Origin of the sequence: Ureibacillus sp. FSL K6-8385, from assembly GCF_038593155.1 — a bacterium.
GTDB classification, from domain to species: Bacteria; Bacillota; Bacilli; order Bacillales_A; family Planococcaceae; genus Ureibacillus; species Ureibacillus terrenus.
The window spans coordinates 745454-760782 of the sequence record NZ_CP151968.1 but is presented as its reverse complement, the minus strand read 5'-3'; the positions used below and the strand labels follow the sequence as shown (position 1 = coordinate 760782).

Sequence of the window (15329 nt, the reverse complement as noted above, 5' to 3'; positions counted from 1 at the left end):
TATCTATATCATTGTTGGATTCAAATCGATTGTTAAAGTAATTCCCTTTTTCATCCAGTCAGTTCGATAAATTTTCATTAATTGTAAAAAAGTTGGAATTAAATTTGGTTCTATTTTGTATTTTATCAGACATTGATAGCGATATCTATTTTGCAGACGGACAATGCCTGCCGTCGTCGGCCCGATAATGGAGGCATTGAATGACAGCCGGGAACGAAGATAATCGGCGCACTTTTTTGCGTATTCCGCAGACACGAGCAAATCTTCATGGGAAACTTGAACGAGGGCAATATAATAATATGGCGGATAATCCGCTTCATGGCGCATCAGCATTTCCCTCTCATAAAAAGGTTCATATTGCTGAGCTTTTGCAAATTGGATGGCATAATGTTCCGGTGAGTATGTCTGAATAATGACTTCCCCGGGTTTTTCCGCCCTCCCCGCCCGGCCGCTGACTTGGGTCAACAGCTGAAAGGTGCGTTCCGCCGCGCGGAAATCGGGCAAATGCAAAGAAGTATCCGCGCTTAACACGCCGACAAGGGTGATGTTCGGAAAATCCAATCCTTTTGCGATCATTTGGGTTCCAAGCAAAATATCCGCCTTGCCTGCTCCAAAATCCTCCAAAATCCGTTCATGGGCGCCTTTCCGTTTGGTCGTATCAACATCCATCCGGAGTACCCTCGCACCCGGAAAAAGTTTTGTCAATTCCTCTTCCACTTTCTGAGTGCCGGTGCCAAAATACCGTATATGGTCGCTTCCGCATAGTGGACAAATTGCGGGAACCGGCTGCTCATAACCGCAATAATGGCATTTCAGCTTCTCGTTATACCGATGATAGGTCAAGGAAATATCGCAATTTTCACACTGCATCACCGTTCCGCAGTCCCGGCACAGCACAAAGGAGGAGTAGCCTCTCCGGTTGAGGAACAGAACAATTTGTTCATTCTTTTCCAACCGCCCGCGGATCGCCTCGGCCAATTTTTCGGAAAACATGGTACGGTTTCCCTTTTTCAATTCTTTCCGCATATCCACAATTTCCACCGAAGGAAGGGATTGTTTCAACGCCCTTTCCTTCAGCGTCAATAATTTATAAACGTTCTTTCTGGCCCTGGCATAGGATTCCAAACTTGGAGTGGCGCTGCCCAAAATCACCGGGCAACGATGATATTTGCTTCTCCAGATGGCCACATCCCTTGCATGGTATCTAGGGGAATCCTCCTGCTTATAAGAAGTTTCATGCTCCTCATCAATGATGATCAGCCCGACATTCTCAAAAGGGGCAAAAACGGCCGAACGGGCACCAACGACCACCTTCACTTTCCGATGGTGGACTTTCCGCCATTCATCGAACTTTTCTCCGATGGAAAGCCCGCTGTGCATTACCGCGACAAGCTCGCCAAATCTTGAACGGAAACGGTTTGTCATTTGTGGGGTCAGGGAAATTTCCGGCACAAGGACAATAGCTTCTTTCCCTTGCTGGATGCAATGCTGGATGGCCTGCAAGTACACTTCCGTTTTCCCGCTTCCCGTCACGCCATGCAACAAAAAGGTTTCGGGGGAATGGTTGTCCATCGCATCCACAATGGGCTGCAGGGCTTTTTCCTGCTCCTCTGTCAGCGTAAAAAAGTCTGTTTTCCCGACATCCTTTTTAAATGGATTGCGATAGACTTCTTCCATAACAAATTCGGCCGCACCGTGCCCGATGACCGCTTGCAGCACTTGCGGGGAACTATCGGTTTTGCGATAAATCACTTCCGGTTCGATGATTTCCCCCGCATGCTGCTGCATCCATAAAAGCAGCTGTTTTTGTTTTTTCGCACGGTTTGACAGGTTTTCATAAACCTTTTGAAGAAAATCTTTGTCTTCGGAAATTTTTACTTTGCGGATCTCCTTGATCGTTCCTTTTTGTTTGACAACAGTTTCAATGGAAACCCATTTCTCCTTTAACGCTTTCTTCAAAGGAATCAATAAATTTTGTTTTTCAAGCTCTTTATAATTCGCTTTTGTCGTCCGCCGAAAGACTGTGCGCAGCGGTTCTTCCAAATTTTCGGCATCGGTCTCCAGAACGACCATTTTTTCATATTTTGCCCTTAACGCCGATGGAATCATCACTTGCAGACAATCAATTTCGTAGGAAATCGTTTCATTTTTCATCCATTTTGCCAATTCCATCATTTCTTTCGTTAATACCGGTTCAATATCAAGCAATGAGGAAACGGGTTTCAATTTATCCGGCGGCACATCCGTATCATTTTTGATCCCCACGACAAAGCCAAGAATATTTCGCGCACCAAATGGAACTTTTACCCGGCATCCGCATTCAATCAATTCTTCCATCTCATCAGGAATTAGATAGTCAAAAGGCCGATCGACAGGGTATGCGGATACGTCCACGATCACTTCTGCAATTTTCATTGTTTCCCTTCGCTTTCAAAAAAGTGAATGACTAATTCCGTAATTTTTTCAGGTTCTTCCAAGCGGCCTTTCCCAACGTATCCACATGCCAGGTACCCCTCGGACGGTTCAATAAAACCATAGCCGTCTTCATAGAGCCGGGCGATATTGCGTTTTACAGCAGGATGGTCATACATATGAACATTCATGGCCGGTGCAATCCATACGGGACATGTCGCGGCAAGCAGAGTGGTTGTGAGCATATCATCCGCGATGCCGTTTGCCAGTTTCCCAATAATATTGGCTGTCGCCGGAGCAACAATGATCAGATCCGCCCAGTCCGCCAATTCGATATGGGCGATGGTGCTTGGATCTTTTTCGTCAAATGTATCAATATACACATCGTTTTTGGACATCACTTGAAAAGATAGAGGGGTTACAAATTTCATCGCGGATTCGGTCATGATGACTTTCACATTAAATCCCGCCTGGGTTAATTTGCTGACTAATGCAACCGCTTTATAAACTGCTATGCCGCCGCTGACGCCAAGTAAAATGTTTCGTTTCATCATTTTCACCCTTTCAAAGGATAAGCTCCCAAAGAAAGTTCTCCGGGAGCTGTTCGTAGTTACTTTAATCAACTTGTCTGCTATTTTTCTTCATTTTCAATCTGGATGACACCTGCAGCAATTTCTTCCAATGCTTTTCCAACCGGTTTCAAAGATTTATACTCGCTTAATTTCAAGTTTCCAAATTCCTGAATTTCACGGGCACGTTTTGCCGCTATCGTAACCAAAGTATATTTGGAATCCACTTTTTCCTTTAATACATCAATAGAAGGATAGAGCATATTCATTCTCCTTTCAACATGGATAGATATCTTTTTTCAACCCGCTCACGTCGGCAATGTTCCGCCATAATAATGGCATTTATTTTTTCGCACGCTTTTTGAATTTCGTCGTTTTCTACAACATAATCATACAATTTCATCATTTCCAGCTCTTCTTTGGCTGTTTCGATTCGCTGTTTGATCACATCTTCCGACTCTGTACCGCGTTCTATTAATCGTCTTTCCAACTCCGACAGGCTGGGTGGAGCTAGAAAAATGAAAAGAGCTTCAGGAACTTTTTCGCGGATTTGGGCCGCGCCTTGAACTTCGATTTCCAAAAATACATCGCGTCCGGCATCCAATGTGGAATTTACATAATCGAGGGGAGTGCCATAATAGTTTCCGACAAATTCGGCATATTCAAGCAGCTTTCCCTCTTTGATCATTTTCTCAAATTCTTCCCTGCTCACAAAAAAATAATCGACCCCATCCACTTCGCCTTCCCGGGGTTTTCGGGTTGTCACTGAAATGGAATATTCATAATTTGTATTCGGCTGTTTAAAAAGCTCTTTTCTTACCGTCCCTTTGCCGACACCGGAAGGGCCGGAAAGAACAATTAATAATCCGCGCTCTTTTTCCATTGTTCCCATACTACTCTCCTTAATGCTACTTTTCCACGATTATTCAATATTTTGAACTTGTTCTCTCATTTTTTCTAATATCGTTTTTGATTGTACAACGACCGGTGAAATGATGACTGATTGATTTTTTGATCCGATCGTATTAATCTCTCTTAACATTTCCTGCATGAGGAAATCCAATTTCCGGCCGATGGAATTTTCTTCCTCCAACGTTTCTTTTAATTGCTGAAAGTGACTTTCCAACCGGTCCAGTTCCTCCGATATATCAATCCGTTCAGCGAAAAGGGCAACTTCAGCAAGAATCCGGTCATCCAATTCTTCCGCATTCACAATTTCCGCCAAACGTTCCTTCAGTTTTTCCCTATATTTTTTTACGGCATCCTGTGAATGATCCCGGATAAACTTCACCTGTTGTTTTAGCTCCTCGTTATATTGCAACAACACTTGCTTCAATTCCTGCCCTTCCCGCTTCCTCATTTCCACCAATTTTTCCATCGCTTCACGGACGGCTTGTTCCATGCTTGAAGCGAGTTCTTCGGGAGTCAGTTCCTTCTTTTCATAAATCAGGGCCCCTTCCAATGAAAGGACTTCCTGCATCGAATATTGTTCATCCATCGGAAGAACTTGGCGAAGTTCATTTTTCGCATTTTTGTAGGCTTCGATCAGAGGCCAGTTAATTTTAAAATCTTTTACTTCTTCGCCGGTTAACTTTAAATTTATTAAACAATCAAATTTCCCGCGCTTTACATACTGGGAAATAATTTTTTTGGCAACGAGTTCCAACTCCAGCCACTCTTTTGGAAACTTCGTATAGATTTCTAAAAATCGGTGGTTTACCGAGCGGATTTCAACAGTCAGTTGATAATCATTCGTGGTTGTGACACCTCTGCCAAAACCAGTCATGCTACGCACCAAGGTTCGTCACACCTTTCTATGCTATGCTCCAATTATAACACATGATTAGAAAATTATAACGCTTGAATCATTATTTGTATAGAATCAATGCACTTTGGCAGAAAAATGATAAAATAGTGTACATCAATGTATTAGAAAAGAGGAAGCAGTATGGCATTTGATGGATTATTTACAGTTGCGATCATCAATGAACTGAAAAAACTTGAAACCGGCCGTATTTCGAAAGTTCATCAGCCAAACGCGATGGAAGTGGTGCTGCAAATCCGCGCAAAGGGGAAAACGGAAAAACTGTTATTCTCCATTCACCCATCTTATGCCCGGGTTCACATAACAAAAGAAGCGATTGAAAATCCGCAGGAACCGCCGATGTTCTGTATGCTTTTGAGAAAGCACATTGAAGGCGGCATTATTACCCGCATTGAAAATGACAGTTTCGAGCGGGTCATCACTTTTCATATTGAAAGCAAAAATGAAATCGGCGATTTGGTCGGACGAAAATTGATCATTGAAATAATGGGAAAACACAGCAATTTGATTTTGGTTGACGGTGAAACCAATAAAATCATCGATGGTTTAAAACACTTGCCGCCTTCTGTAAATAGTTACCGGACGGTGCTTCCCGGGGTTGAATATATTCATCCGCCCGTGCAGAATAAAGTAAATCCGGAAACCGTGCCGGATGAAGTAGTTGAAGCATTCTTCTCGTCCGAAAAAACACCGCGGGAGGTGGTGGCCCATTTTGCCGGATTTTCTCCTTTCCATGCAAAAGAATTATTGCATAGGATGAAGGAAGGCCAAAAGTTGGAGGCATACCGCTCTTTCATCAAAGAAGTGACAACAGGCGCAAACCCTACATATTTGGAAGCGGAAGGCAAGCCTTATTTTTCATCGGCTGCCATTACGCATTTGACGGGAAAAACGGTACATTTTGAGGACCTGAGCTCCCTTCTCGACCGGGTGTTTTACGCCCGGGCGGAACGGGACCGGGTAAAACAGCAGGCGGGAGATTTGGAACGCTTCCTGCATAACGAAATCAACAAACTGAAAACGAAATTGAAGAAATTACATAAAGATTTGGATGAAGCTTCGAAACGGGACCAATACCAATTATATGGCGAACTACTGATGGCCAATTTATATCAATTGCGCAAGGGAATGAAAGAAGTGACCGTAACAAATTACTACAATAATGAAGAAATGACAATACCGCTCGATGAAAGGAAAACCCCGATCGAAAACGCCCAAAGCTACTATACAAAATATAACAAGGCGAAAAACGCACTGATCCGGGTGAACGAACAAATCGAGAAAACCAATGAAGAAATTGAATATTTCGAAATGCTGTTAAACCAGGTTCAGCAGGCAAGTCCGGCCGATATCGAAGAAATCAGGGAAGAACTTGCCGAACAAGGGTATTTGAAAAAACGGAACAAAAAACAAAAAAATCACAAGCAAACAAAACCATCGCCGGAAACATTCATTTCATCCACAGGCATCCCGATTTCCGTCGGCAAAAACAACAAACAGAACGACTACTTAACATTTAAACTGGCAAAAAAGAGTGATATTTGGCTTCATACAAAAAACATTCCCGGTTCCCATGTCGTCATTCATTCCGGCAATCCGGACGACACGACCTTGAAAGAAGCGGCCATCTTAAGCGCCTATTTCAGTAAAGCAAGAAATTCTTCTTCCGTCCCTGTAGACTATACCCAAATCCGCCATGTCAAAAAACCGAATGGCGCAAAACCGGGCTTCGTCATTTATTTTGAACAAAAAACTCTCTACGTCACGCCGGATGAAGAAGTTGTCTTGAAATTAAAGAAAAAAGAATGATTAAATGGAACGGAAATCCCGGTTTGCAGATGGAAATGCCGCTTTGCCGATTTCCTCTATATGAAAGCGTCACTTCCGGAAAGGTTACCGGGATTTTTGCAAAAAAAAATCTCCTGAATCATTCAGGATTCAGGAGATTTTTTTATTGCAATCTTCCCGCTTTCAAATCTTCGTGCCAATTTTTCAAGAACGGGATATCTTCGGCTTTGATGGCGCCTGATTCTTCAGCCGCTTCAATTAAATAATCGAAGTTTGTCAAGCTGACATATTTCACGCCCGCATTTTCAAAAGCTTCTTCCGCTTTTGGCAAATTGTATGTATATACACATACAACTCCGACCACTTCACATCCGGCTTCTCTCAACGCATTCACTGCCGTGAGGGACGAACCTCCTGTGGAAATGATGTCTTCCACCACGACCACTTTTTGGCCCGGCTCAATTTTTCCTTCGATTTGATTGCCCCGACCATGATCTTTAGGCTTAGAGCGCACATACACCATAGGAAGTTGCAGCAGGTCGCTCACCCAGGCGGCATGGGGGATTCCTGCCGTCGCCGTACCGGCAACCACCTCAGTCTCAGGAAAATGTTCCTTGATTTTCTCCGCCAAACCTTTCGCAATTTGTTTTCTTGCTTCCGGATAGGAGATCGTCAATCGAGTATCGCAATAGATCGGTGATTTGATTCCGCTTGCCCAAGTAAATAATTCGTTCGGATTTAATTCAACCGCACCGACTTTCAGCATAATTTGAGCAATTTCTTTTTCAATCGCCATTATTGTCCCTCCCAAAGTCGACATACTTCTTTATAGGCTTCCACAACATTTTCCGCTTTTGTCACCGCGCGTCCGACCACAATGTAAGTGGAACCGTTCTTCCGGGCAAAATCCGGAGTCGCCACCCGTTTTTGATCATGGACGTCCCCTCCTGGCAAACGGATTCCCGGGGTCACCCGGATGAAGGAGTCCCCGCAGCGTTCTGCAATCTGTTTCGCTTCATGGACCGAGCACACAACGCCATCCAGTCCCGCTTCTTTTGTCAGTTCTGCATAATGCAATACCGACTCCAGCAAGGTTAAAGGAATCCGTTGTTCCTTTTGCATTTGTTCTTCGGTCGTCGATGTCAATTGGGTCACCGCAATCAGCATCGGCCTTTTCCCGGTACTTCCCTCTTCCAGACCTTCGAGGGCCGCTTCCATCATGCGCTTGCCTCCTGCCGCATGGACATTGACCAAATCCACCCCCAGACGGGCGAGCCCTTTCATTGCGGATTTCACCGTATTGGGAATATCATGGAGTTTTAAATCCAGGAAAATGTCATGCCCCATCGCTTTTATTTTTCGCACAATATCGGGACCTTCCTGATAAAAAAGCTCCATTCCCACTTTTACAAACAGTTTCTCATCAAAATGGTTCAAGAATCGAAAAACCTCTTGTTCACCCGGAAAATCTAAGGCGATAATCGGTTTTGTCATGGGCGGTGGCTCCTTCCGATAATTTCTTTAATATGTTTCACTCCAAGTTCGTCCAATTTTGCCGGCAATTCATCAATCAGTTTCGGGCAGATGAACGGATCGACAAAGTTCATCGTTCCCACTGCCACCGCGGATGCACCGGCGGACATGAAATCGATGACATCTTGGACGCAAGATACGCCCCCCATTCCGATAATCGGAATATCCACTTCTTTATACACTTCATAAACCATTCGGATGGCAATCGGTTTAACGGCCGGACCGGATAATCCTCCCGTCACATTGGCAATTAATGGTTTGCCGGTTTTTTCGTCCAATCGCATGCCGATTAATGTATTGATCATGGTAATTCCGTCGGCTCCGCCAATTTCGACTGCCTGTGCCATTTCCACAATATTTGTCACGTTCGGCGACAGTTTCACATATACAGGGACTTTCGAAACCGCCTTCACCTGCTCAACAAGCTCCCGGGCAACCACCGGATCCGTTCCAAAGGTAATGCCCCCCTGCTTGACGTTTGGACAGGAAATATTTAATTCCAATGCTTTTACATTTGGGGCTGTTGATATGCGGCGGGCAACTTCCACATAATCCTCTGTCGTTGAACCTGCAACATTGGCAATAATCGGCACATCATACCGCTCCAACCATGGCAATTCCTCTGCCATGACTTTCTCTAGCCCCGGATTTTGAAGACCGATGGCATTCAACATCCCTGCGGGAGTTTCCGCTACCCGCGGAGTCGGATTGCCGAGGCGCGGTTTCACGGTCGTCGCCTTGATCATGATGGCGCCCAACTTCGATAAATCGTACAATTGGGCAAATTCGCGGCCAAATCCGAAGCATCCGGAAGCAGGCATGATGGGATTTTTCAAATCTAAACCTGGGAGTTGGATATCCAGCCGATTCATATTTTCACAACCCCTTTCTCGAATACAGGGCCATCTGAACAAATTTTTACATAGTCTTTCTCTTGTCCTTCCTCGGTTCTGCAAATGCATGCAAAACATGCGCCGATGCCGCAGCCCATCCGTTCTTCAAGTGACAAATATCCCTTTTTATTTTCATACATGGACGAGAGGGCTCTTAACATTGGAAGGGGCCCGCAAGAATAAAAGACATCAAAATCCGGCTTCAATTCATTCAACAAATCCGTCACGAACCCTTTGAATCCTTTGGAACCGTCATTCGTGACGTAATACGTTTCGCCTAACTTTGTAAACTCCTCCTCATAAAAGCACGCCTCTTCCGTTTGAAAACCGAATACGTGGATGGTGCGGACGCCGCGGTCATTTAACTGCTTTGAAAGTTCGTAAAGGGGGGGAACACCGATGCCGCCGCCGACAAGCAGGGCCGTTTGTCCCTCCTGAACAGCATCAACCGGGAACCCATTGCCCAGAGGACCTAATACATCGACTTCATCTCCAATTTGCTTTTGGGATAAAACATTCGTTCCTCTGCCTTGGACACGATAAATAACCGTAAATTCATTCGAATCCTTTTGTATGCTGGCAATGCTGATAGGGCGCCGAAGAAGCGGATCCAATAAATTCGAAACCCGTATATGAACAAATTGTCCAGGAGTCATCTCCTGAACAATTTGTCCTTGCAAAGTCATTTCGAAAATATTTTTCGCAATCTCCCTCTGACGAACGACAGTCATGCGTTCTTGCTGGATCATGAGTATACCTCCGATTTTGGCATTTCTTCAATGGCGAATGTCATTGATTCAATGACTGTAATCAAAGCATTTGCTGTATCGAGGGATGTCAAGCAAGGAATTCCATTTTCCACTGTTTCCCGGCGGATGCGGAAACCGTCGCGCGCAGGCTGTTTTCCTTTCGTCAATGTATTGATCACCACTTGCACTTCTCCATTTTGGATGACATCCACCAATGTTTTTCCTTTGCCGCCGATTTTTTCTACAACTTCTGCCCGGATGCCGGCCTCTGCAAATTTTTTCGCTGTTCCTTCCGTTGCCATGATGCGGTATCCGACAGCCTGGAAGCGTTTGGCAATGCCTACCGCTTCTTCTTTATCTTTATCCGCTACAGTGAACAAAACGGTTCCGAATGGTTTGATTTCAATGCCGGATGCAACCAGACCTTTATATAACGCTTTTTCCAAAGTCACATCTTTACCCATGACTTCCCCTGTGGATTTCATTTCAGGGCCAAGGGTGATATCGACGCGGCGAAGTTTTGCGAAGCTGAATACCGGCACTTTCACATATACGCCTTTTTTCTCTTCGACAAGGCCTGTTTGGTAGCCTTGATCCACAATGGATTGGCCCAAAATCACTTTTGTTGCGACATTCGCCATCGGAATGTTTGTAATCTTGCTCAAGAATGGCACCGTTCTTGATGCGCGAGGGTTTACTTCAATTACATAGACATTTCCGTCAGAAATGACGTATTGGATGTTCATAAGTCCAACGATGTTCAATCCTCTTGCCAAACGTGTTGTGTAATCCACAATCGTATCGATTTGCTCTTTTGTCAAGCTTTGAGGAGGATATACGGAAATGGAGTCGCCGGAGTGTACCCCTGCGCGTTCAATATGTTCCATAATTCCAGGAATCAACACATTTTCGCCATCGGAAATGGCATCGACTTCCACTTCTTTTCCTGTTAAGTAGCGGTCAATCAATACCGGATGATCCGGAGAAGCTTCCACCGCATTTTCCATATAATGCTTCAATTCTTCTTCGTTATAAACGATTTCCATTGCACGGCCGCCAAGTACGTATGAAGGGCGTACCAATACCGGGAAGCCGATCCGTTTTGCGATTTCCAGCGCTTCATCCAATGAAACCGCCGTATCCCCTTCAGGTTGCGGAATTTCCAATTCTTTTAATGCTTGTTCAAACAAGTCGCGGCTTTCAGCTCGGTCGATATTTTCAAGGGATGTGCCTAAAATTTTCACTCCATGGGCTGCAAGTTTGTCTGCCAGATTGATGGCTGTTTGCCCGCCGAATTGCACGACAACCCCAACCGGTTTTTCCAAATCGATGATATGCATCACATCTTCGATTGTCAGAGGCTCAAAGTAAAGTTTATCGGAAATAGAGAAGTCTGTTGAAACTGTTTCAGGGTTGGAGTTGATAATAATCGCTTCATAGCCGGCCTCTTGGATCGCCCAAACGGAATGCACAGTGGCATAGTCGAACTCGATACCTTGCCCGATCCGGATTGGCCCTGAACCAATAACGATGACGGACGGTTTATCGGAAACGATGGATTCATTTTCTTCCTCATACGTTCCGTAGTAGTAAGGTGTCGCGGATTCGAATTCTGCCGCGCAAGTGTCGACCATTTTATATACGGGCACAATGCCGTTCGCTTTGCGCAATTCATAAACCTCCGCCGCATCCATATCCCAAAGCTCTGCGATTTTCGGATCGGAAAAGCCCATGCGTTTTGCCTGTCTTAGAACTTCCAAATCTCCTTTGTTTTCTTTCAAAACCGTTTCCATATCGATGATGTTTTTCAATTTATATAAGAAGAATAAATCGATTTGGGACCATTCATGGATTTGTTCCACACTTACGCCCCGGCGCATTGCTTCGGCAATGAAGAAGAGGCGTTCGTCGCCGGCTTTTCTGATGCGTTTTTCCACCCAGTGATCATCATATTGCTCCGCATGTTTCAAATCTAGGTGGAATTGGCCAGTTTCAAGGGAACGCACCGCTTTTAAAATCGCTTCTTCAAACGTGCGTCCAAGAGCCATCACTTCTCCTGTAGCTTTCATTTGCGTACCCAAATTGCGTTTTGCAGATTCGAATTTATCGAACGGCCAACGCGGTATTTTGGCAACCACATAGTCTACGGAAGGTTCAAAGTCGGCATATGTAGTGCCGGTTACCGGGTTTTTGATTTCATCCAATGTCAAGCCGACAGCGATTTTCGCGGCAATTTTCGCAATCGGATATCCGGTTGCTTTTGATGCCAATGCAGATGAACGGGATACCCGAGGATTCACTTCAATCACATAATAATTGAAGCTGTTCGGATCAAGGGCCAACTGAACGTTGCATCCGCCTTCGATTTTTAATGCGCGGATAATATCCAGCGCGATGTTTCTCAACATTTGATATTCGCGGTCAGTCAGCGTTTGGACAGGCGCTACGACGATGGAATCCCCCGTATGGATGCCGACCGGGTCAACGTTTTCCATGCTGCAGACAACGATGGCATTGTCTTTTGAGTCGCGCATTACCTCAAATTCAATTTCTTTGTAGCCCGCAATGGACTTCTCAAGAAGACATTGGTTTACCGGGCTGTACTTCAAGCCGCTTGTTACAATTTCTTCTAACTCTTGTTCGTTATGGCAAATACCGCCGCCTGTACCTCCAAGAGTGAATGCAGGGCGGACAATTACCGGATAACCGATTTTTTCAACAAACGCTTTCGCTTCATCCAGGTTGTGCACAATATCAGATTCAGGAACAGGGGCTCCCAATTCAAACATCAATTGACGGAACATTTCACGGTCTTCCGCTTTATGGATCGCATCCAATTTTGTACCCAAAATTTCGATGCCCAATTCATCCAAAATGCCTGATTTTTGCAGAGCCACCGCCATATTTAAACCTGTTTGCCCTCCTAGTGTAGGAAGAATGGCGTCAGGTCTTTCTTTGCGCAGGATCCGGGAAACAAACTCCAACGTAATCGGTTCGATATATACTTTGTCCGCAATTTGGGTATCTGTCATAATCGTTGCAGGGTTTGAGTTTATAAGAATCACCCGATATCCTTCTTCTTTTAATGAAAGACAAGCTTGCGTTCCGGAATAATCGAATTCTGCAGCCTGTCCAATGACGATCGGACCTGAACCAATAACTAGAATGCTCTCAATGTCTGTGCGTTTAGGCATGTTGTTTTACCTCCCCTGCTTGTTCCATTAATTTGATAAACTCGTCGAATAAGTAGTTCGAATCTTCCGGTCCAGGAGAAGCCTCCGGATGGAATTGTACAGAAAAGACCGGGTATTTTTTATGTCGCAATCCCTCGATTGTTCCATCATTCAATGAAACATGCGTAATTTCCAAATCCGTACCTTCCAATGAATTTTCGTCGATGACATAACCATGGTTTTGTGAAGTGATTTCCACAATGCCGGTTTGAAGATTTTTTACCGGATGGTTTGCGCCTCGGTGTCCAAATGGCAATTTGCGGCTTTTCGCTCCGCAAGCAAGCGCCAACAATTGATGTCCTAAACAGATGCCGAACATCGGAACTTTTCCGATTAATTGTTTCAATGTTTCAATGGCTTCTGTTACATCCGACGGATTCCCCGGTCCATTGGATAATAAAATTCCTTCCGGATGGAAATTCAAGATTTTCTCGGCAGGTGTATTATAAGGAACAACTAGAACATCACAATCCCGTTTATTCAATTCCCGCAAAATTCCGTTTTTCATTCCAAAGTCCATCAGCACTACCCGTTTTCCTCTTCCTGGGCTAGGGAACGGCACTTTTGTAGATACATGTTTTACATGGTCTCTCAGATAAGGAGTTTCTTTCAACTGATTCACGATTTCTTCAACATTCACTTCCTCGCCCGCCGCAGTCAACATCGCGCGAACCGCACCTTTTGAACGGATGATGCGTGTCAATTTCCGCGTATCGATCCCTTCGATTCCAGGAATATCATGTTCTTTCAGGTACTCATCCAATGTTGTTTCAGATCGGAAATTGGAAGGAATTTTCGTCAATTCTCTTACAACAACCCCGCGGATTACAGGGGAGATTGCTTCAAAATCGTCGCTGTTGATTCCATAGTTTCCGATTAACGGATAAGTGAACGTAACAATTTGACCATAGAAGGAAGGATCGGTAATGGATTCCTGGTAACCGGTCATCCCCGTTGTGAATACAACTTCTCCTTGGCTTGCCCGGTCGCTGCCGAATGCTTCCCCTTGAAATACTGTCCCATCTTCCAAAATTAAGAGACGCTTTTTCATTATTCTTCCTCCTTATATACGACATTTCCTTCGAAGATTGTCATCACCGGCCAGCCTTTTGCTTTCCATCCATTAAAAGGCGTATTGCGGCCTTTTGAGTAAAATTCATTTGCATCGACGGTTTTTTCTTTATTTAAATCAATGATCGTCAAATCCGCGGAAGCTCCTACCTCAATTTTTCCATAAGGCAGATCGAAGATTTCGGCCGGCTTGATCGTCATCCAGTCCACTAATTGCTTCAAGGTAAAAATGCCTGTTTCGACAAAATTTGTATATAGAAGCGGAAAAGCTGTCTCAAACCCTACAATTCCGAACGGAGCCCCCACCATGCCGCAGCACTTTTCTTCCTGGGTATGGGGTGCGTGATCCGTTGCGATGCAATCGATTGTGCCATCAAGCAATCCTTCGATAAGCGCTTTTTTGTCCTCTGAAGAACGCAATGGAGGATTCATTTTCCAGTTTGCATCATCGCTCGGAATATCCATTTCTTCCAAAAGCAAGTGATGTGGACAAACTTCCGCCGTCACGCGGATGCCTGCTTTTTTCGCATCCCTTACCGTACGGACGGATTCTTTTGTGGAAACGTGGCAAACGTGGTATCTTGCGCCTGCAGCCTCTGCAAGCAAAACATCCCGCGCGATTTGCACCGATTCGCAAACGCTTGGAATACCAGGCAGCCCCAGCTCCTTATTGCGTTTTCCTTCGTGCATGACACCGCCATAAATCAATGAGTTGTCCTCACAGTGCGCAACGACGATTGCGCCGACTTTTGCCGCATCTTTCATTTGTTCATACATCGTCGAAGCCTGTTGGACGCCGACCCCGTCATCCGAAAAAGCGACAGCGCCATGGGATTTTAATTCGGCGATATTGGTGCGCTTTTCGCCGGCTTCATTCATTGTAAGGGAGCCATAAGGAAGAACTCGGACAACCGCGCTCTTTTTGATCAAATCCTTTACATATTCGAGATTTTCCACGGAATCAGGAACAGGCTTTGTATTTGGCATGGCACAAATCGTCGTAAATCCGCCTCTTGCGGCAGAACGGGTGCCTGTTGCAATCGTTTCTTTATGCTCGAATCCGGGTTCACGCAAATGGACATGCACATCGACAAATCCCGGAGCCACAAAATTTCCATTGCCATCGATTACTTGGGCTCCATCCGGCTTCTGCCCGCCAATGGCAATAATTTTTCCCTCATCGATCGTGATGGTTGTTTCAACCAGTTCCCCTTGCTCATTTAACATTTTGATATTTTCAATGAATGTTGCCACAT

Annotated in this window: 12 protein-coding genes and 1 pseudogene; 1 reads left to right on the top strand and 12 read right to left on the bottom strand. The window is 44.9% G+C overall.

What is annotated here, in order from left to right; genetic code table 11:
* Positions 1 to 3: 3 nt before the first annotated feature.
* The 5 genes and pseudogenes from priA to NST62_RS03600 form a co-directional block, all read right to left on the bottom strand.
* The gene (gene priA / locus NST62_RS03620; protein WP_141601514.1) at positions 4 to 2415 is read right to left on the bottom strand and encodes a primosomal protein N'; all 2412 of its coding nucleotides are present in this window, start codon (positions 2413 to 2415) and stop codon (positions 4 to 6) included.
* A gap of 17 nt (positions 2416 to 2432) precedes the next feature.
* Positions 2433 to 2963 (bottom strand): annotated as a pseudogene (coaBC, locus tag NST62_RS03615) (bifunctional phosphopantothenoylcysteine decarboxylase/phosphopantothenate--cysteine ligase CoaBC); the annotation flags it as partial.
* Positions 2964 to 3043: 80 nt separating this feature from the next.
* The gene (rpoZ, locus tag NST62_RS03610; protein ID WP_141601512.1) at positions 3044 to 3244 is read right to left on the bottom strand and encodes a DNA-directed RNA polymerase subunit omega; all 201 of its coding nucleotides are present in this window, start codon (positions 3242 to 3244) and stop codon (positions 3044 to 3046) included.
* Between the two features lie 2 nt (positions 3245 to 3246).
* A complete protein-coding gene (gene gmk / locus NST62_RS03605; RefSeq protein WP_141601627.1) occupies positions 3247 to 3864 on the bottom strand; it encodes a guanylate kinase in 618 nt (205 codons plus the stop codon).
* Between the two features lie 39 nt (positions 3865 to 3903).
* The gene (locus NST62_RS03600; RefSeq protein WP_141601511.1) at positions 3904 to 4779 is read right to left on the bottom strand and encodes a YicC/YloC family endoribonuclease; all 876 of its coding nucleotides are present in this window, start codon (positions 4777 to 4779) and stop codon (positions 3904 to 3906) included.
* A 150-nt stretch (positions 4780 to 4929) separates the two neighbouring features.
* Between NST62_RS03600 and NST62_RS03595 the strand changes: the two genes are divergently transcribed.
* The gene (locus NST62_RS03595) at positions 4930 to 6615 is read left to right on the top strand and encodes an NFACT RNA binding domain-containing protein (RefSeq protein ID WP_141601510.1); all 1686 of its coding nucleotides are present in this window, start codon (positions 4930 to 4932) and stop codon (positions 6613 to 6615) included.
* 142 nt (positions 6616 to 6757) lie between these two features.
* Here the strand turns inward: NST62_RS03595 and pyrE are convergent, their stop codons facing one another.
* Genes pyrE through NST62_RS03560 form a run of 7 tightly spaced genes read right to left on the bottom strand, consistent with a single transcriptional unit; the run spans position 6758 to position 15327 of the window.
* Entirely contained in the window at positions 6758 to 7390 is a 633-nt protein-coding gene (gene pyrE, locus NST62_RS03590; RefSeq protein WP_141601509.1) for an orotate phosphoribosyltransferase, read from the bottom strand.
* The gene (gene pyrF, locus NST62_RS03585; RefSeq protein ID WP_141601508.1) at positions 7390 to 8088 is read right to left on the bottom strand and encodes an orotidine-5'-phosphate decarboxylase; all 699 of its coding nucleotides are present in this window, start codon (positions 8086 to 8088) and stop codon (positions 7390 to 7392) included. The genes pyrE and pyrF overlap by 1 nt, the downstream gene beginning before the upstream one ends.
* Positions 8085 to 8999: a dihydroorotate dehydrogenase gene (locus NST62_RS03580; protein ID WP_141601507.1), complete on the bottom strand. Its 915-nt coding sequence runs from the start codon at positions 8997 to 8999 to the stop codon at positions 8085 to 8087. Before NST62_RS03580 ends, pyrF begins: the two co-directional genes overlap by 4 nt.
* Entirely contained in the window at positions 8996 to 9769 is a 774-nt protein-coding gene (locus tag NST62_RS03575; protein ID WP_141601506.1) for a dihydroorotate dehydrogenase electron transfer subunit, read from the bottom strand. Before NST62_RS03575 ends, NST62_RS03580 begins: the two co-directional genes overlap by 4 nt.
* Entirely contained in the window at positions 9766 to 12963 is a 3198-nt protein-coding gene (gene carB, locus NST62_RS03570; RefSeq protein WP_342463152.1) for a carbamoyl-phosphate synthase large subunit, read from the bottom strand. Before carB ends, NST62_RS03575 begins: the two co-directional genes overlap by 4 nt.
* Positions 12956 to 14053 (bottom strand): carbamoyl phosphate synthase small subunit, encoded by a 1098-nt coding sequence (locus tag NST62_RS03565; protein ID WP_342463151.1) that lies wholly within the window; start codon positions 14051 to 14053, stop codon positions 12956 to 12958. Before NST62_RS03565 ends, carB begins: the two co-directional genes overlap by 8 nt.
* On the bottom strand, positions 14053 to 15327 hold the full coding sequence (locus tag NST62_RS03560; RefSeq protein WP_141601503.1) for a dihydroorotase: 1275 nt from the start codon (positions 15325 to 15327) through the stop codon (positions 14053 to 14055). The genes NST62_RS03565 and NST62_RS03560 overlap by 1 nt, the downstream gene beginning before the upstream one ends.
* Positions 15328 to 15329 lie beyond the last annotated feature (2 nt).